This window comes from Nocardioides sp., assembly GCF_030149505.1.
Lineage (GTDB): Bacteria > Actinomycetota > Actinomycetes > Propionibacteriales > Nocardioidaceae > Nocardioides.
Window position 1 is genome coordinate 22,639 of sequence record NZ_JASBRN010000079.1, and the last position, 18,282, is coordinate 40,920.

Annotated in this window: 15 protein-coding genes; 2 read left to right on the forward strand and 13 right to left on the reverse strand. The window is 74.0% G+C overall.

What is annotated here, in order from left to right; all coding sequences use genetic code 11:
• Positions 1-49: 49 nt before the first annotated feature.
• The 6 genes from mfd to Q1V71_RS18055 form a co-directional block, all read right to left on the reverse strand.
• The gene (gene mfd / locus Q1V71_RS18030) at positions 50-3,643 is read right to left on the reverse strand and encodes a transcription-repair coupling factor (protein ID WP_300645623.1); all 3,594 of its coding nucleotides are present in this window, start codon (positions 3,641-3,643) and stop codon (positions 50-52) included.
• A 205-nt stretch (positions 3,644-3,848) separates the two neighbouring features.
• The gene (locus Q1V71_RS18035) at positions 3,849-4,361 is read right to left on the reverse strand and encodes a hypothetical protein (protein ID WP_300645625.1); all 513 of its coding nucleotides are present in this window, start codon (positions 4,359-4,361) and stop codon (positions 3,849-3,851) included.
• 5 nt (positions 4,362-4,366) lie between these two features.
• Positions 4,367-5,374 (reverse strand): tRNA (adenosine(37)-N6)-threonylcarbamoyltransferase complex ATPase subunit type 1 TsaE, encoded by a 1,008-nt coding sequence (gene tsaE / locus Q1V71_RS18040; RefSeq protein WP_300645626.1) that lies wholly within the window; start codon positions 5,372-5,374, stop codon positions 4,367-4,369.
• Positions 5,371-6,474 carry an alpha/beta hydrolase gene (locus Q1V71_RS18045; protein ID WP_300645628.1) on the reverse strand — a complete coding sequence of 368 codons (1,104 nt, stop codon included), beginning with the start codon at positions 6,472-6,474 and terminating at the stop codon, positions 5,371-5,373. The genes tsaE and Q1V71_RS18045 overlap by 4 nt, the downstream gene beginning before the upstream one ends.
• The gene (gene alr, locus Q1V71_RS18050; RefSeq protein ID WP_300645630.1) at positions 6,471-7,616 is read right to left on the reverse strand and encodes an alanine racemase; all 1,146 of its coding nucleotides are present in this window, start codon (positions 7,614-7,616) and stop codon (positions 6,471-6,473) included. The genes Q1V71_RS18045 and alr overlap by 4 nt, the downstream gene beginning before the upstream one ends.
• 73 nt (positions 7,617-7,689) lie before the next feature.
• The gene (locus Q1V71_RS18055; protein ID WP_300645632.1) at positions 7,690-9,090 is read right to left on the reverse strand and encodes a bifunctional ADP-dependent NAD(P)H-hydrate dehydratase/NAD(P)H-hydrate epimerase; all 1,401 of its coding nucleotides are present in this window, start codon (positions 9,088-9,090) and stop codon (positions 7,690-7,692) included.
• 209 nt (positions 9,091-9,299) lie between these two features.
• Here Q1V71_RS18055 and Q1V71_RS18060 point away from each other — a divergent pair, with 209 nt between their 5' ends.
• Positions 9,300-10,238 (forward strand): hypothetical protein, encoded by a 939-nt coding sequence (locus Q1V71_RS18060; RefSeq protein WP_300645634.1) that lies wholly within the window; start codon positions 9,300-9,302, stop codon positions 10,236-10,238.
• Positions 10,239-10,328: 90 nt separating this feature from the next.
• On the opposite strand, the gene Q1V71_RS18065 is transcribed toward Q1V71_RS18060, so the two are convergent.
• Positions 10,329-10,682: a holo-ACP synthase gene (locus tag Q1V71_RS18065; protein WP_300645636.1), complete on the reverse strand. Its 354-nt coding sequence runs from the start codon at positions 10,680-10,682 to the stop codon at positions 10,329-10,331.
• 50 nt (positions 10,683-10,732) lie between these two features.
• The gene (gene glmS, locus Q1V71_RS18070; protein ID WP_300645637.1) at positions 10,733-12,592 is read right to left on the reverse strand and encodes a glutamine--fructose-6-phosphate transaminase (isomerizing); all 1,860 of its coding nucleotides are present in this window, start codon (positions 12,590-12,592) and stop codon (positions 10,733-10,735) included.
• 149 nt (positions 12,593-12,741) lie between these two features.
• On the opposite strand from glmS, the gene coaA reads away from it, so the two are divergent.
• Positions 12,742-13,728, forward strand: coding sequence for a type I pantothenate kinase (gene coaA / locus Q1V71_RS18075; protein ID WP_300645638.1), 987 nt, complete (start codon positions 12,742-12,744; stop codon positions 13,726-13,728).
• A gap of 6 nt (positions 13,729-13,734) precedes the next feature.
• Here the strand turns inward: coaA and Q1V71_RS18080 are convergent, their stop codons facing one another.
• The 5 genes from Q1V71_RS18080 to rpsI form a co-directional block, all read right to left on the reverse strand.
• On the reverse strand, positions 13,735-14,373 hold the full coding sequence (locus Q1V71_RS18080) for a hypothetical protein (RefSeq protein ID WP_300645639.1): 639 nt from the start codon (positions 14,371-14,373) through the stop codon (positions 13,735-13,737).
• A 141-nt stretch (positions 14,374-14,514) separates the two neighbouring features.
• Entirely contained in the window at positions 14,515-15,345 is an 831-nt protein-coding gene (locus tag Q1V71_RS18085; RefSeq protein WP_300645640.1) for an ABC transporter permease, read from the reverse strand.
• Positions 15,342-16,235 (reverse strand): ATP-binding cassette domain-containing protein, encoded by an 894-nt coding sequence (locus Q1V71_RS18090; protein ID WP_300645641.1) that lies wholly within the window; start codon positions 16,233-16,235, stop codon positions 15,342-15,344. Before Q1V71_RS18090 ends, Q1V71_RS18085 begins: the two co-directional genes overlap by 4 nt.
• Positions 16,236-16,404: 169 nt before the next feature.
• Positions 16,405-17,748 (reverse strand): phosphoglucosamine mutase, encoded by a 1,344-nt coding sequence (gene glmM, locus Q1V71_RS18095; RefSeq protein ID WP_300645642.1) that lies wholly within the window; start codon positions 17,746-17,748, stop codon positions 16,405-16,407.
• 16 nt (positions 17,749-17,764) lie between these two features.
• Positions 17,765-18,277 (reverse strand): 30S ribosomal protein S9, encoded by a 513-nt coding sequence (gene rpsI / locus Q1V71_RS18100; RefSeq protein ID WP_300645644.1) that lies wholly within the window; start codon positions 18,275-18,277, stop codon positions 17,765-17,767.
• Between the last annotated feature and the right edge of the window lie 5 nt (positions 18,278-18,282).

An 18,282-nucleotide genomic window follows, 5' to 3' on the forward strand; every position in this document is an offset into this window, starting at 1 on the left:
CGCCGAGCGGGCGGACGCTTCCGGTCCTGCGGGCAGGACGTCGGTCGGGTCAGGCCGGGGCGGGCGGGTCGATCACCTGGTCGATGACGCCCTTGGCCCACTCCAGCAGGGCGATGCCGTCCAGCGGACGCCCGCCGATCACGGCCGTCTGCGGGCGCGGCACGAGGATGGTGTCGGTCTGCGGCTTGACCAGCGACTTGGGGTAGAGCCGCTGCAGGCGCACCACCTTGGAGTCGGGCAGGGACACCGGCGCGAACCGGACGTTCCTGCCCGCGATCGTGACCTCGCCGATGCCCGCGGCCCGCGCCCGGGCGCGGAACCGCGCCACGAGCAGCAGCGAGACCACGACGATCGGCGGGTCGCCGTACCGGTCCTTGAGCTCCTCCTCGATGGCGTCGACGTCCTCGTCGGAGCGCACCTCGGCGAGCCGCTTGTAGATCTCCAGGCGCAACCGCTCGGAGCCGATGTAGTCGTGCGGCAGGTGCGCGTCGACGGGCAGCTCGATCCGGACCTCCTGGAGCTCCGGCTCGCCCTCGCCCTTGAACTCCGAGACCGCCTCGCCGACCAGCCGGACGTAGAGGTCGAAGCCGACGTCGGCGATGTGGCCGGACTGCTCGCCGCCGAGCAGGTTGCCCGCGCCGCGGATCTCCAGGTCCTTCATCGCGATCGCCATGCCGCCGCCCAGGTCGGAGTGCTGGGCCAGCGTTGCGAGCCGCTCGTGGGCGGTCTCGGTCAAGGGCTTCTCGCCGGGGTAGAGGAAGTAGGCGTAGGCCCGCTCGCGCGAGCGGCCCACGCGGCCCCGCAGCTGGTGCAGCTGGGAGAGGCCGAGGGTGTCGGCCCGCTCGATGATCATGGTGTTGGCGTTGGAGACGTCCAGGCCCGACTCGACCAGGGTCGTGCACACGAGCACGTCGAAGCGCTTCTCCCAGAAGTCCAGCATCACCTGCTCGAGCTGCTTCTCGTTCATCTGCCCGTGCGCCGTGGCCACGCGCGCCTCGGGCACCAGCTCGCGGATCCTGGCTGCGGCCTTCTCGATCGACTGGACCCGGTTGTGGATGTAGAAGACCTGACCCTCGCGCAGCAGCTCGCGCCGTACGGCGGCGACGACCTGGCGGTCCTCGTAGGCGCCGACGTAGGTCAGCACCGGGTGCCGCTCCTCGGGCGGGGTGGTGATCGTGGACATCTCGCGGATGCCGGTGATCGCCATCTCGAGGGTGCGCGGGATCGGGGTGGCCGACATCGAGAGCACGTCGACGGCGGTGCGCATCCGCTTGAGCTGCTCCTTGTGCTCGACGCCGAAGCGCTGCTCCTCGTCGACGATGATCAGCCCGAGGTCCTTGAACCGGATGTCGGGGTTGAGCAGCCGGTGGGTGCCCACGACGATGTCGACCGAGCCCTCGGCCATCATCCGCATCACCTCGGCCGCCTCCTTGTCGGTCTGGAAGCGCGAGAGCGCCTTCAGCACCACCGGGAAGCCGCTCATCCGCTCGGTGAAGGTCGAGAGGTGCTGGGTGACCAGCAGCGTGGTCGGCACCAGCACCGCGACCTGCTTGCCGTCCTGCACGGCCTTGAAGGCCGCGCGGACGGCGATCTCGGTCTTGCCGTAGCCGACGTCGCCGCACACCAGCCGGTCCATCGGCACGACCTGGCGCATGTCGGCCTTGACCTCCTCGACGGTCGAGAGCTGGTCGGGGGTCTCGGTGAACGGGAAGGCGTCCTCGAGCTCGCGCTGCCAGGGCGTGTCGGGACCGAAGGCGTAGCCCTTGGTGGCCTGCCGGGCGGCGTACAGCTTGATGAGCTCGGCCGCGATCTCGCGCACCGCCTTGCGGGCGCGGCCCTTGCGCTTGGCCCAGTCGGCGCCGCCGAGCCGGTCGAGGCTGGGCTGCTCGCCGCCGACGTACCGCGTGACCTGGTCGAGCGCGTCGGCCGGGACGTAGAGCCGGTCCGGCGGCGCGCCGCGCTTGGAGGCGCCGTACTCCAGGACGAGGTACTCCCGGGTCGCTCCGCCGACCTCGCGCTGCTTCATCTCGATGAAGCGGCCGACGCCGTGCTGCTCGTGCACGACGTAGTCGCCGGTCTTCAGCTCGAGCGGGTCGATCTGCTTCTTGCGGCGCGCGGGCATCTTGCGCATGTCGCGGGTGGAGGACTTCTGTCCCGAGACGTCCTCGCCGGTGAGCAGGACCAGCCTGTTGGCCTCGTCGACGAAGCCCTGGGTCAGGGCGCCACAGGTGACGGTGACGACGCCGACCTGCCACAGCCCGTCCGGACCCGGGTCGGTGGGCTCCACGAGCCGCGCCGGCACCTCGGCCTCGCCGAGCGCCTCGACCATCCGCTGCGCCGGGCCATGGCCGGCGTGGACGACCAGGACGCGGTAGCCGTCGGAGCGCCAGGAGTCGAGGTCCTTCAGTGCCCGCTCGACGTCGCCGCGGTAGGCGTCGACCGGGACCGCGGGCAGCGCGCGGGTGGGCACCGCGCCGACGCTCACGTCGAGGTCGATCGCGGCTGCCGCCTCGCCGTCGGCCCCGGGGTCGAGCCCGAACGGGCTCACCGTCCACCAGGGCCGGTGCCCGTCGAGGGCGTGCTCGCGCACCTCCGCCAGGCTGCGGTACGACGCCGCGCCGAGGTCGATGGGGGCGGTGCCGCCACCCGCCGCAGCCGCCCAGGAGGCGCCCAGGAACTCCTCGCTCGTCGCCACCAGGTCGTGGGCCCGGGCGCGGACCCGCTCGGGGTCGAGCACCAGCACGTGGGTGCTGGCCGGCATCAGGTCGAGGAGCAGCTCCATCTCGTCGACGAGGACCGGCGCGAGGGACTCCATGCCCTCGACGGCGATGCCGTTGCTGATCTTGTCGGTGAGCTCGAGCAGTTGGGGGTGCTGGCGGCCGAGCTCGGCGGCCCGGGCGCGGACCTCGGGGGTCAGCAGCAGCTCGCGGCACGGCGGCGCCCACAGCCGCTCGACCGGCTCCAGGGTGCGCTGGTCGGCGACCGAGAACGCGCGGATCTCCTCGACCTCGTCGCCCCACAGCTCCACGCGCAGCGGGTGCTCCTCGGTGGGCGGGAAGACGTCGACGATGCCGCCGCGCACGGCGAACTCACCGCGCTTCTCCACCAGGTCGACCCGGCTGTAGGCGGCGTCGGCCAGCCGCTGCACCAGGTCCTCGAGCGGCGCGCTGTCACCGACGACCAGCTCGACCGGGGCGAGGTCACCGAGCCCCTTGACCTGGGGCTGCAGCACCGAGCGCACGGGGGCCACGACGACGTCGAGCGGGCCGTTGGCGCCGCTGTTGGCCGAGCCGGTCGAGACGCCCGGGTGCACCAGGCGTCGCAGCACGGCCAGCCGGCGACCGACGGTGTCGCTGCGCGGGCTCAGCCGTTCGTGCGGCAGCGTCTCCCAGCTCGGGTAGTAGGCCACGCGGTCGCGGTCGAGCAGGTCGCCGAGGTGCTCCACGAGGTCCTCGGCCTCCCGGGCGGTCGCGGTGACCGCCAGGACGCTGCGGCCTGCCCGCACGAGACCGGCCACGACGAAGGGCCGCAGCGCCTCGGGGCCCGTGAGGTCGAGGGCGCGCAGCCGCCCGTCGTGCGCGTCCTCGAGCGCCGCGGCGAGGATCGGGTCGGCGAGCACGGGACCGGCGAGGTCGGTGGGCATCTCTCTCCTGGGGCACGACGGGGGTGGAGCGGGCACAGCACGAGCGCCCCCTGTCGGCGCGCGACGGGGGGTGCGGGCTCGATCGTACGTCCGCGCACCGACAGTGACGCCGTGCGGGCGGGTGAGGTCCGTCGCTGTGCAGCCCGTGGGCGCCGGGGTCGCGAGCGGCGTCGGGGCGGCGGTGAGGGGAAGCCGGCGGGCCGGCTCAGGGACGGTCGCCGAAGGCCGCCTCACGCAGCCGGCCGAGCTCGGGGTCGGACTCCCCAGCCGCGCGACCGTCGGCCTCGATCGCGTCGAGCTGGCCGGCCCGGGCGGCGAGGTAGTCGACGTACGCCGCCCGCTCGCGCACGTGGGTGCGGTGCAGGCCGAGCACCTCGACGTCGCGGCAGCGGGCGAGCGCGGCGTCAATGCCGGGCCGCGCGCGCTCGGCAGCCCCGGACATGAGGTCCCACAGGCCGCTGCGCACCGCGAGGGAGGGCCGGATGTACTCCGCCATCGAGCCCAGCACCTGGTCGGCGCGGACGGCCGCGGCGTACGCCTGGTCACTGCAGGCTGCGAGGTCGCGGTCCTCGCGGCTGCGCGCCTGCTGGTCGACCCAGGCCAGGAGCAGCCCGACGAGGACGAGCACGCCGGCCACGACCAGCACCAGCCGGGTGCGCGGCTCGCGCCGCGGGCTGGGCTCCTCGACGGGCTCGGGGTCGGGCGCGGGGTCGTCCACGGGCGCTACCCCAGCCCGCGGAAGGACAGCGCGTGCCAGCGCGGCCCGACGGGGGTGATCTCGACCCGGCGCGGGTCGAGGGAGGCGTCGGGACCGACCTCGGCCTCGCGGACGATCCGCACCTCCAGGCGCGACTCGGCCAGGCCCTCGGCGAGGTCCTCGCCCCACTCCACGACGGTGACGGCGTCCTCGAGCGAGGTGTCGAGGTCGAGGTCGTCGAGCTCCTCGAGGCCGTCGAGGCGGTAGGCGTCGACGTGCACCAGCTCGGGACCGCCGACGGTCGAGGGATGCACGCGCGCGATGACGAAGGTCGGCGAGGTGACCTGCCCGCGCACGCCGAGCCCGGCGCCGAGGCCCTGCGTGAAGGTCGTCTTGCCCGCGCCGAGGTCGCCGGTCAGGACGATCAGGTCCCCGCGGGTCAGCTGGCCGGCCAGCGAGCGGCCGATGCCGCGCATCGCCTCGGCCGTCGGGGCGTGGAAGACCGCGGTGCGCAGGGGCCGCCGCATCTCCACCAGCGGCGAGCGGCGGGAGATCTCCCGGAAGCCCTGCCGGTCCCAGAAGCGGATGGTCGCCGGCAGCTCCTCGCGCGCGACGACGGTGAGGTCGTCGGTGCCGGTGCCGGACTCCAGGACCGCGTCGACGGTGGCGTCGATGAGCGCACCGGCGATGCCGTGGCCCTGGTGGCCGGGGACGACGCCGAAGCGCCGGAGGTAGGTGGTGGAGCCGATCGGGTCGAGGACCAGCGTGCCCACGGGCTCGCCGTCGAGCTCGGCGAGGAGCCCGCCGCCGGCGGCCAGCTTGGCCGCGATCGACTCCTCGGTCTCGTCCAGCGCCGCGGGCCGCGGGTCCATGTCGGGCCGCGCCCCGAACGCCGCCTGCACCACCGACAGCACTGCCGCCGCGGACTCCGGCCCGATCCGGCGTACGACGACGCGCGGGCGCTCCCGGGCGCCGTCCTGCTCCGGGGTGTGGTCCGGGGCCTGCGCGTGAGCCCGCTCCCCCGCCTGCGTCATCGGCGCGTCACCCGCTCGGCGGCCGCGGCGAGCAGCTGGTCGAGCGCGGCGTTGACCTGCTCGTGCCGCTCCATGATCACCATGTGCCCGGCGCCCTCGGCCTCCGTGAGGACCGAGCCCTCGATCCGGCTGTGCAGCTTGCGCGAGTGCCCGATCGAGGTCAGCCGGTCGGCGGTGCCGCCGATGATGGCCGTCGGCACCTGGGCGAGGGTCTCGACGGCGTGGAACTTGTCGAGGCCGTGCAGGCTCGGGAAGAACTCCGAGAGCACCTCGAACGGGGTCTGGGAGAGCATCGAGTCGACGAAGCGGATGTAGGAGGCCGGCACGTCGTCGCCGAAGGCGAAGAGGTCGGTGAGGACCTCCGCCACGTGGGCGCCCATCCGGCGCACGGCGTCGACGCCGCGGTGCCCGGGGCGCAGGGTCCGGATCGCCCGGGCGGTGAGCGGGCCGCCCAGCTTGGCGGGCGCCACCGGCAGCAGGATCCGACCGATGTCGAGGCCGCCCGCGGTCGTGGAGACCAGGCCGACGCCGACGATCTTGTCGCCGAACAGGTGCGGGCGCTGCTCGGCGAGCGCGACGATCGTCATGCCGCCCATGGAGTGGCCCACCACGACGACGGGACCGTCGGGGGCGACCTCCTCGATGACCTGCTCGAGGTCGAGGCCGAGCTGGTCGATGGTGGCGTGGTGGTGGTGGGCACGGCCGGAGCGCCCGTGCGAGCGCTGGTCGTAGAAGACGGTGCGGACCAGGCCGCGGTAGCCGGCGCGCTGGAAGTGCCAGCAGTCGAGGTTCAGGGCGTAGCCGTGCACGAAGACGACCGTCAGCTCCGGCCCCTTGTGCCGCGGGCCGTCGACCGGCTCCTCGCGCTCGTCGACCTCGACGTGCAGCGGGACGCCGTCGGGGGTGACGACTGTGCGGGGCGAGGACCGCAGGGACCCGAAGGGGCTGAGGTCGCCCGCGCCCGTGCGGGCGGCCACGACCCGGCGGCGGCGCGCCACCTCGAAGCCGGCGCCGAGCGCCAGCACCCCGACCGCCGCACCGGCGGCCTGCCACAGCCTTCCCCTGTCCTGGCCCCAGACCCAGCCCCTGCCCCGGCTCACGTGTCCTCCTGCTCGTGCTGCTCGCCGACCCAGCGCCGCACGAAGCGACCGCCGACCCGGGTCACGATCTCGTAGCTGATGGTCTCGCACGCCTCGGCCCAGTCCTGCGCGGTGGGGTGCGGGGCGGCGCCGAACAGCACCACCTCGTCGCCGGCCCGCGCGTGGTCGGGCACCTCCGCGACGACCTGGTCCATGCAGACGCGACCCCGCAGCGGCGCGCGCACGCCCGCCACCGAGACCTCGGCGCGGTTGCCGGCGTGTCGCGGGACCCCGTCGCCGTAGCCCACCGGCACCAGCCCCAGGGTCGTGGGCCGCTCTGCGGTCCAGGTGTGCCCGTAGGACACCCCGGCCCCCGGCTCGACCCGCTTGACCATCGCGAGACTCGCGCGCGCCGTCATGGCGGGGCGCAGGTCCAAGGCGGGGCCGTGGCCGGGAGCGGGGTGCAGGCCGTACGCCGCGAGGCCGACGCGCACGAGGTCGTGGTGGGTGCCGGGGTGCAGGATCGCGCCAGCGGAGTTGGCCAGGTGCCGCACCTCGGGGCGCAGCCCTGCGTCGGCCGCCTGCGCCAGCGCGAGCTCGAACGCCGCCTGCTGGGCAGCCGTCGCCGGGTGACCGGGCTCGTCCGCGCACGCGAGGTGCGACCAGAGCCCGGTCACGGCCCAGAGACCCTCGACCTCCCCGCGCCGGGCGGCCGCGACCAGCCCCGGCCAGTCCGCCGGGAGGCAGCCGTTGCGGTGCAGGCCGGTGTCGACCTTGAGCTGGAGGCGGGCGGGGGTCCCGCAGCGTCGTACGGCGTCCGCGACGGCGGCCAGGCCGTCCTCGTCGTGCGCGGTGACGTCGATCCCCGCGGCGACCGCCTCGGCCAGACCGGCCTCACCGGGCACCGACAGCCAGGTCAGGATGCGCCCGGTGTCACCGGCCTCCCGCAGCGCCAGCGCCTCAGGGAGCGTGGCGGCGCCCAGCCACTGGGCGCCGGCCTCCCGCGCGGCCCGGGCGACCGGGAGCATGCCGTGGCCGTAGCCGTCGGCCTTCACCACCACCATCACGGCGGTCCCGGTGTGGGCCGCCAGTGCGCGCACGTTGTGTCGGACCGCCGCCAGGTCGACGACGATCTCCGCACGCACCGCCGGCTCGGGGGACATCGTCGCCATCCTCCCACCCCCTCGTCCCACCCCCGGGTCGACCCGCGCCCGGCTGCGCTGCGACCGGGGACCCTCAGGGCCTGGCGGCGAGCAGGTCCCGCACGACCGCCGCGACCCCGCCCGCCACCTGCCCCGCGACGATCGGACCACCCTCGGCGACCAGTGTCGCGGCGGCGCCGTGCAGCCAGGACCCCACCGAGGCCGCGTCCCACGGGTCCAGCCCGGTGGCGAGCACCGCACCGATGACCCCGCCGAGCACGTCACCGGCTCCGGCGGTCCCGAGCCACGGCGTGCCCGTGGTCGTGACCCGGGTGCGACCGTCGGGACGGGTCACGAGCGTGTGCCGTCCCTTGAGGACGACGACGCAACCCCAGCGCTCCGCCGCCAACCGGGCGTGGTGCAGCTGGCGCGCCTCCACCTCGGCGCGGTCCACCTCCAGCATCGCGGCCAGCTCGCCGGCGTGCGGCGTCAGGACCAGGTCGGGGCGGCCCCGGTCGGGGTCGAGGTGGGCGAGCGCGTCGGCGTCCACGACGGTGGGTACGCCGTCGGCCAGTGCCGCCGACAGCTCCTCCCCCGCGGCGTCACCGCCCCCGGACCCGACCACCCAGGCCTGGACCCGTCCGGCCCCGACGACCTCGGGGTGCGCCTCGCGGACCCGGTCCGCGACCGCGGTGTCACCCACGTACCGGACCATCCCGGCCAGCCCGCACGCGGCGCCGGCGACGGAGAGCAGGCCTGCTCCCGGGTACGTCGCGCTGCCGGCCCGCACCCCGACGACGCCGCGGGTGTACTTGTGGTCATCCGGTCCCGGCGGGCGCAGCAGCGCCGCGACGTCCGCGGGCCGCAGGCTCTCGACCGGCGCGGCCGGCAGGTCCGGGTCGAGGCCGATGTCGACCAGGTGCACGGTGCCGCACGCCTGGGCCGCGGGGTCGACGAGGTGGCACGGCTTGTGAGTGCCGAACGTGACGGTGAGCGAGGCGCGGACGTGCGGCCCGGGCGTCTCGCCCGTGTCGACGTCCACGCCGCTGGGCGTGTCGACCGCGACGACCGGCACGCCCTCGACCAGCGCCAGTGCCCGCACGGCCTCCTCGCGCAGCCCCGGCTTGCCGCCGATCCCCACGACGCCGTCGACCACCACGTCCGGGCGCTCGCGCAGCACCCGCGGCGCACCGGTCCGCCCACCGGCGGCCGCGAGTGCCGCCAGCCCGCCCTCGTGCGCCGACCCGCTGACCAGCCACGCCTCGACACCGGCTCCGCGGCGGGCCAGCCAGGCGCCGGCGTACAACGCGTCGCCGCCGTTGTCGCCCGAACCCACCAGCAGCAGCACCCGCCGGCCGTACGCCGAGCCCAGCAGGTCCGCCACCGCGACCCCCAGCCCGTGGGCCGCGCGCTGCATCAGCGTGCCCTCCGGCAGCCGCGCCATCAGCGCCGCCTCCGCCGCCCGCACCTGCTCGACCGTGTGCGCCCGCCTCATGCGTCGACCCTAGACGCCACCGTCCTCCGGCTGCCCGGGTCGAGGCCGGGATCGAGGCCCGGGTCGAGGCCCGGGTCGAGGCCCGAGGACGCGCCCCACCGCGTGCTCAGGCCTCGACCCACACCTCGACTCGGGCGGACACGCAAGACAGCCAGGTGCCTGTGGAGAGACGTTCGACCGGCCGGCTCATCTGGACCACCCTGCTCCGCATGGACCTCGAGGAGCTGGCAGCGCGACAGCACGGCATGCTCGCGCGGCGGCAGCTCCTGACCTTCGGCATCGACGCGGACCGGGTCCGCAACCAGGTGCAGGCCCGCCGCTGGGCCCATCGCTCGTCGCGGGTCGTCAGCACCTTCACGGGCGGGATGGACGCGCAGCAGCGACGCTGGCTCGGAGTCCTCCACGCAGGGCCCAGCGCCATGGTCGGGTCCCTGACCGCGGCACGCGACCTCGGCCTGCGCGGATGGGACCGCGACGACGTGACGATCTGGGTCACCGACCCCCTCCACGACGAGCCCGTCGACGGCATCCGGTTCTTCCGCACGCGTCGCCCCCTCGACCTGCTCCAGGCGCCGGGCGACCCCCCGACCGCCAGGTTGGAGCCCGCCCTCCTGCTGTGGGGCGCCTACGAGGCGCCGTGGCGGCACGCGTTCGGCTGTCTCGCCGCCGCGGTCCAGCAGGGTCGTACGACGCCGGAGCGACTGCTGCAGTGGGTCGACCAGCTGCGGCCGCTCCGCCGTGCGGCACACTTCCGCGCCGCGGTGGCAGAGATCGCCGGCGGTGTCCGCTCCGTGAGCGAGGCGGACGTGGCCCGGATGTGTCGACTCGGAGGTCTGCAGCTGCCGCGTCGCCAGCAACCTCGGCTGGACTCCCGTGGCCAGCAGCGCTACACCGACTGCGAGTGGGACGTACCTGTCGACGAGGTGGTGGTGCTCGAGGTGGAGGGCACGTTCCACATGGACGTCCAGCACTGGGCAGCGGACAAGAAGCGGGCGCGCCGGCTGACGACGCGCGGCCGTCACGTCGTCAGCTGCACGGCGTGGGAGCTGCGTCATGAGCCGGAGCAGCTCGCCCAGGACCTGGCCCGGCTCGGGGTCCCCACCGTCCCCGGTCGAGGTGCGAGTCGTGGTCCGGATCGCGCGGCCTAGCGCGTCCTCGGGCCTCGACTCAGGCCTCGACCCGCACCTCGACTCAGGCCTCGACCCCGGCTCCGCCCAGTGAGGGGCACACCTGGTCGATCAGGCCTCGAGCACCACCACGGCCGAGGCGATCCCCGCATCGTGGGACAGCGACACGTGGACCGAGGTGGCCCCGACCGCCTCGACCTGGGCAGCGACGGTGCCGCGCAGCTCGAAGCGGGGTCGGCCGGAGGACTCGGAGACGATCTCGGCGTCGTGCCACGACATGCCGTTCGGGGCACCCAGCGCCTTGGCCAGGGCCTCCTTGGCGGCGAACCGAGCAGCCAGGGAGGCGAGCGGCCGGGTCGCCTCGCTCTCGGTGAAGAGACGGTCGCGCAGCCCGGGGGTGCGCTCGAGCGACAGCCCGAAGCGCTCGATGTCGCACACGTCGATGCCGACGCCGATGACGGGCACGCTCACTCCTCTCGCCCGGCTCCACGACGTCGTACGCCGTGGGCCGATCCCTACTCGACGGTGACGGACTTGGCGAGGTTGCGGGGCTGGTCGACGTCGTGGCCCTTGGCGGTGGCGAGCTCGCAGGCGAACAGCTGCAGGGGTACGACGGCGAGCAGGGGCTGGAGCAGGACCGGGACGCGGGGCAGCTCGATGACGGTGTCGGCGATCGCCGCGACCGCGGTGTCGCCCTCTTCCGCCAGGCAGATGGTGCGGGCGCCCCGGGCCTTGACCTCCTGGATCGCCGACAGCATCTTGGCGTGGAGCTGGTCGCGGCCCCGCGGCGGGACGACGCACAGCACGGGCTGGCCGGTGTCGATCAGGGCGATGGGGCCGTGCTTGAGCTCGCCGCCGGCGAATCCCTCGGCGTGGATGTAGGCCAGCTCCTTGAGCTTCAACGCCCCCTCGAGCGCGACCGGGTAGCCGGCATGGCGGCCCAGGAACAGCACCGTGGGATCGTCGACGTGCGCACGGGCCAGCTCGTAGACGGTCTCGGCACGGGACAGGACGGTCTCGATGTGGGCGGGGATGGCCTCGAGCTGGTGGAGCACGTCGGCGATCTCGTCGCCGTACCGGGTGCCCTTGACCTGCGCGAGGTAGAGCGCGAGCAGGTAGCAGGCCACCAGCTGGGTCACGAACCCCTTGGTCGAGGCGACCCCGATCTCGGGCCCGGCGTGGGTGTAGATCACCGCATCGGACTCGCGCGGGATGGTCGAGCCGTTGGTGTTGCAGATCGCCAGCACCTTCGAGCGCTGGGTGCGTGCGTGGCGGATCGCCTGCAGGGTGTCGGCGGTCTCCCCGGACTGCGAGATCGCCACCACCAGCGTGGAGTAGTCCAGGATCGGGTCGCGGTAGCGGAACTCGCTGGACAGCTCGACCTCGACCGGGATCCGGCACCAGTGCTCGATGGCGTACTTGGCCACCATCCCGGCGTAGAACGACGTCCCCGCCGCGATGATGATGATCTTGTCGATGTCGCGCAGCTCCTGGTCCGACAGGCGCATCTCGTCCAGCTGCAACGCACCGGTCCTGGTCCGCCGGCCCAGCAGCGAGTCGGCCACCGCGTGGGGCTGCTCGAAGATCTCCTTGCGCATGAACCAGTCGTGACCGTCCTTCTCCGCCGCCGACAGGTCCCAGTCCACGTGGTAGGCCTTCGGGGTCACCAGGTTGCCCTCGAAGTCGGTCACCTCCACCGCCTCGCGGGTGATCGTGACGACCTGGTCCTGACCCAGCTCCAAGGCCTCGCGGGTGTGCTCGATGAACGCCGCGACGTCGGAGCCCAGGAAGTTCTCCCCCTCGCCCACACCCACCACCAACGGTGAGTTCCGCCGCGCCGCCACGACCCGGTCCGGGTCCTGGCCGTCGACCGCGACCAGGGTGAAGGCGCCCTCCAGCACCTGGCACACCCGCTGCATCGCCACCGTCAGGTCCACCCCCGACTCCACCTGCAGCTCCAGCAGGTGCGCCGCCACCTCGGTGTCGGTCTCGGAGGACAGCTGGTGGTCGTCGGCCTCCAGCCGGGCACGCAGGTCGTCGAAGTTCTCGATGATCCCGTTGTGCACCACCGCCACCCGACGCCGGTTGCCCAGGTGCGGGTGCGCATTGACGTCGTTCGGGGCGCCGTGGGTGGCCCATCGCGTGTGGCCGATCCCGATCGTCACCTCGGGCAGCGGCTCCTCGCCGATCAGCTTCTCGAGGTTCGCGAGCTTGCCGGCGCGCTTGCGCCACTCCACCCGGCCCGCGCCGCCGGGACCAGCAGCCACCAGCGCGACCCCCGCGGAGTCGTACCCGCGGTACTCCAGCCGGCGCAACCCCTCCACCACCACGTCCTGGGCAGAGCGGTGACCGACGTACCCGACGATGCCGCACATGGGCCAGGAGTCTAAGCCCGGTTCGACCCGAACCCCGCCGTCGCGAGCGTCACGGGGCAGCGCGTGACGGTGGGCCGACGGACCAGGCCGACGGACCAGGCAGCGGGCCGGTCCTCTCCCCCGCGCCGCGTCCTGCCAGACTGGCGCGCATGTCCACCCCCGGCCGGGGCCCGCACCAGGGCCACGACGACACCGGGCGGGAGTCCTCACCCTTCATCGAGCTCGAGCGCGACGCCTGGGCCGCCCTCGCGGCGGAGACCGAGAGCCCGCTCACCGCCGACGAGGTCAACGCGCTGCAGGGCCTCGGGGACTCGCTGGACATCGAGGAGGTCCAGGAGGTCTACCTCCCGCTCTCCCGGCTGCTGTCGATGTACGTCGGCTCCGCGGGCCGGTTGCACCGCGAGCAGGAGGAGTTCCTCCAGCGTCCGACGCCCCCGCGCACGCCCTTCGTCATCGGGCTGGCCGGCTCCGTGGCGGTCGGCAAGTCCACGACCGCGCGCGTGCTGCAGCAGATGCTGGCCCACTGGCCCGAGCACCCCAACGTCGCGCTGGTCACCACCGACGGCTTCCTCTACCCGAACGCCGAGCTCGAGCGCCGCGGCCTGCTGCAGCGCAAGGGCTTCCCGGAGTCCTACGACCGCCGCGCGCTGCTGCGCTTCGTCGTCGACATCAAGTCGGGCAAGGACGAGATCGAGGCACCGACGTACTCCCACCTCGTCTACGACGTCGTCCCCGACGAGAAGATCGTCATCAAGCGGCCCGACATCGTCATCATCGAGGGGCTCAACGTCCTCCAGCCCGCCCGCGTGCGCGAGGACGGCCGCACCGGCCTGGCCGTCAGCGACTTCTTCGACTTCTCCGTCTTCGTCGACGCAGGCACCAGCCACATCCGCCAGTGGTACGTCGAGCGCTTCCTGCGCCTGCGGGAGACCGCCTTCCGCGACCCCGGCTCCTACTTCGCGAAGTACGGCGACCTCGACCTCGACGAGGCCGTCGCCGAGGCGCAGCGCATCTGGGACACGATCAACGGGCCCAACCTCACCGACAACGTGCTGCCGACGCGCTCCCGGGCGACGCTCGTGCTGCGCAAGGACCGCGACCACTCGGTGCGCTACGTGCGGCTGCGCAAGCTCTGATACTGCTCACCTCGCCTCCCCTGCCGCCGCCGTCGCCAGGAGCAGCTCGGCGGTCGCCTCGTCCAGGGCATCCGACGGGCCGACGTCACGCACCAGCACCACCGTGGCCGGTCGACCGTCCGCCAGCAGCGTGAGCAGGCTGGCGCGGACCCGCTCGGGCTGGCAGGGCCCGTCGATCCGCACCTCCGCGACGAGGTCGGTACGCCGCCCCCGCGCGTCCGGGAGCTCGACCTCCTGCGGGTGCTCCCCCACCGCCGCCCCGAGCCCCGCGGACCACGCCGCCACCTGCAGGTCGTGCGCGGTGGCACTGGTGCCGCCCGACCGGACCACGCCGACGAAGCCCCGCGACGAACCGGGCACCTCGGGGCAGGCTCCGGGCACCAGCAGCGCCGCTCCCCGCACCGCGGCAGCCGTGCCGCCGTCGAGGTCGGCGTAGAACAGCCGCTCCCGCGCCGAAAGCACCTCGGCCGGCGCCGGGAGCCGGAGCCGCACCCCGTGCCGCTCGAACACCGGCCCCGCCTCTGCGGAGGTCGCCGCGGCACGCTCGCGCGCCTGCCCCACCAGCGTCACCGAGGTGAGGACCAGCAGCACCGCCGTCACGGCGACCAGGCACCACACGAGCAGTCGCAGGGGCTCCGAGGTCATGGGACGGTTCTACGCCAGGTCACCGACGTCCGCCGGACTCCCTCCACAGGCACGAGCTCCCACTCGAAGCAGCGCCGAGTCACCCAAGAACCAGCGCCGAGTGAGCGAGCCCCGGCCGGTCAGGGAGTGGCAGGAGTCGGGTCAGGCCACGTCCCGCGCGAACGTGGTGTAGCGCCCGACGACGGTGAGGACGGCGGCGTACGCGAGGAGCACGAGGGCGCCCGCCCAGCCCGGCAGTAGGTCGCCCCCGCCGCCGCTGATCTCGCCGAAGAGCGAGGCCCCGACGACGGAGTCGGCGGCGGCACCGGGGAGGAAGGCCGCGACGCCGGAGAGGGAGTCGACGGCCGCGAGCCCCAGCCGGGCGATCGGCTCGACAAACTGGGTGAAGGCCAGCACCGCGACGATCGCCGCGACCTGGTTGGGGACCACGGCGCCGAAGGCCGCGCCGAGGACGGCCCACAGGCCGGTGACGAGGATCCCGAGGCCGAGGACGCGCAGGACCGCGGGGTCGGTGAGGAAGATGCCGTCGCCGGCCAGTTCGAGGACCGGGGCGGAGGTGGCCAGCAGGCCCACGACGCCGAGCACGCCGTACAGCAGGCCGACCGAGGCCGCGACGACGAGCTTGGCGCCGAGCAGGACGCCGCGTCGGGGTTCGACGAGCAGCGACTGGGTGAGCGTGCGGTGCCGCACCTCGGTCGTCACCAGCAGGGTGCCCACGAGCAGCGGGAAGACGTACCCGATCGCGTTGAGCGTGCCGAGCACGGCGAGCGCCGCGTCGACCCCGGTGATCGCGGGGGTGTCGGGGCTCGGTGGCGCGGCGGCGAAGGTGAACGCCAGCACCGCGCCCATGAAGGCGAGGTAGGCGGCCATCCCGAGGCCGAGGACCCACCACAGCGCGGTGCTGGTCAGCTTGCGCCACTCGGCGAGCAGCGCGACGCCGAACCTGTTCGGGGTGGGGGCGGTGCGGCTCACGAGGCGGCTCCGGTCAGTCGCAGGAAGACGTCCTCGAGGTCGGCTCCCCTGGTGGTCAGCTGGTGCAGCTCCAGGCCGGCGGCATGTGCGGCGGCACCGACGGTCGCGGCGTCGACGTCGTCGACCTGCGTGCCGCGGTCGCGCGGAGCGGAGACCCACCCCCGCTCGGCGCACAGGGCGGAGAGCGCGGCCGGGTCGGGCGTCTCGACGTACGTGCTGACCCCCGCGAGCGCGGCCAGCTCGGCCAGCGAGGAGGCGTGCACGAGCCGCCCCTTGGCGATCACCACGACGTCGTCGACGGTGTGCTGCACCTCGGCCAGGACGTGGCTGGAGACCAGGACGGTGCGGCCCTCGGCCGCCAGGTGCCGCAGGAAGCCGCGCAGCCAGACGATCCCCTCGGGGTCGAGCCCGTTGGCGGGCTCGTCGAGCAGCAGCGCCGGCGGGTCGGCGAGCAGCGCCGTGGCCAGACCGAGCCGCTGCCGCATGCCCAGGGAGTAGCCCCCGACCTTCCGGTCACCGGCGGGCCCCAGGCCCACGAGCTCCAGCACCTCGCGGCAGCGCTGACGGTCCACCCCCACCTGGGGCGCGTACGCCGTCAGGTGGCCCAGCCCGGTCCGACCGGGGTGGAAGCCGGTCGCCTCGAGCGCTGCACCGACGAGCGCCCCGGGGACCGGGTGCGCGTCGTAGGGCCGACCGCCCACCAGCGCGCGGCCGTCGGTGGGCCGCACGAGCCCGAGGAGCATCCGCAGGGTCGTGGTCTTGCCGGACCCGTTGGGGCCCAGGAAGCCGGTCACGCGGCCGGGCTGGACCTCGAAGGTGAGGTCGTCCACGGCGCGGACCGGTCCGAACGACTTGCCGAGGGCCTCGACGGCCAGGACGGGGGCATCCATGCCCCCGACCGTATCGGGGACGCGTCAGCGGACCCGATGATGGTGGTCGAGCGAGCGGCACGGCTGAGCCTGCGAAGCCGTGACCCGCGTGTCGAGACCGCGGGAGGTGCCTGTGGTCGACAACCACACGCAGTTCGCCGGGTCTCGACGACGCCTGCTCGACCAGCCCTCAGAGCGCCAGCCGCTCCCGCACCACGTCGGCGAGCCCGTCGGCGACCCGCTGCGCCTCCGGCTGGGTCGGCGCCTCGACCATGACCCGCACCAGCGGCTCGGTGCCCGACGCCCGCAGCAGCACCCGGCCGGAGTCACCGAGCGCCTCCTCGGCCGCGGCGACCGCCGCCAGCAACACCTCGTCGTCGGTGCGCCCGCGGTCGACGCCGGGGACGTTGACGAGGACCTGGGGCAGCCGGACCACTGGCTCGGCGAGCTCGCGCAGGCTGCGACCGGTCCGCTTCATCCGCGCCATCACCTGCAGCGCCGTCAGCAAGCCGTCACCGGTCGTGGCGTGGTCGCCGAGGATCACGTGTCCGGACTGCTCACCGCCGATGGACCAGCCACCGGAGCGCATCGCCTCGAGGACGTACCGGTCGCCCACGGCGGTCTGCTGCACGCGGATCCCTGCGTCACGCATGGCGTGGTGGAGCCCGAGGTTGCTCATGACGGTGACGACGAGGGTGTCCTCGTGCAACCGCCCGCGGTCCTTGAGCGCGACGGCCAGCAGCGCCAGCAGCTGGTCGCCGTCGACGGTGAGGCCGGTGTGGTCCACGGCCAGGCAGCGGTCGGCGTCGCCGTCGACCGCGAAACCGGCGTCGGCACCGTGCTCGAGCACGGCCTGGCGCAGCGCGCGCAGGTCGGTGGAACCGCAGCCGGAGTTGATGTTGAGCCCGTCGGGACGGTCCCCGATCGGGATGACGGTCGCACCGGCGGCGGCCAGGGCGCGCGGCCCGACCTCGTGGGCCGCACCGTGGGCGCAGTCGAGCACCACGGTCAGCCCGTCCAGGCGCAGCCCGTCGAGGGACTCCACGAGGTGCGCGGAGTAGTCGGCCACGGTGGAGGCGTACGGCGTCACACGCCCCACGTCGGCCCCGGTGGGCAGTGCGACCGGGGTGTCCATCGCCTCCTCGATGGCGGCCTCGACCGCGTCGTCGAGCTTGTGCCCGCCTCGGCCCAGCAGCTTGATGCCGTTGTCGGGCATCGGGTTGTGGCTGGCGGAGATGACCACTCCGAGGTCGGCCTGCAACCGGTCGGTCAGGTAGGCCACGCCCGGGGTCGGGACGACCCGCAGGCGCAGCACGTCGACACCGGCGGAGGCCAGGCCGGCGACGACCGCGTGCTCGAGGAACTGCCCGGAGATGCGGGTGTCGCGGCCGACCACCGCGAGCGGGCGCCGGCCCGGGGCGGTGCCCCCGACCAGCACGCGCGCAGCGGCCTCGCCCAGATGCAGAGCGAGGTCCGCGGTCAGGTCGCCATTGGCGAGACCGCGGACCCCGTCCGTGCCGAAGAGTCGTCCCACGTGAGAGACGACCGGATCAGCGCTTGGAGAACTGAGGCGCCTTGCGGGCCTTCTTCAGACCGGCCTTCTTGCGCTCGATGACGCGCGCGTCGCGGGTCAGCAGCCCGGCCTTCTTCAGCGTCGGGCGGTTGGCCTCGACGTCGACGGCGTTGAGGCAGCGGGCCACGCCGAGGCGCAGCGCGCCGGCCTGGCCGGTGATGCCGCCGCCGTGGATGCGGGCGATGACGTCGAAGCGACCCTCGAGCTGCAGCTGCGCGAACGGCTCGTTCACGACCTGCTGGTGCAGCTTGTTGGGGAAGTAGGAGTCGAGGGTGCGACCGTTGATCGTCCACACGCCGGTGCCGGGGACGATCCGGACGCGGGCGACGGCCTCCTTGCGGCGGCCGGTGGCCGCGGCGGGGGCGATCGTGGCGGGGCGGGCCTCGAAGTCGGCGCTGGGCGCGGACTCCGAGGAGTAGGCGATGCCCTGCTCGTCGGTGGTGTAGGTCTCCTCGACCTCGGTGGTCTCGGTGGTGGCGGAGTCAGCCATGTCTA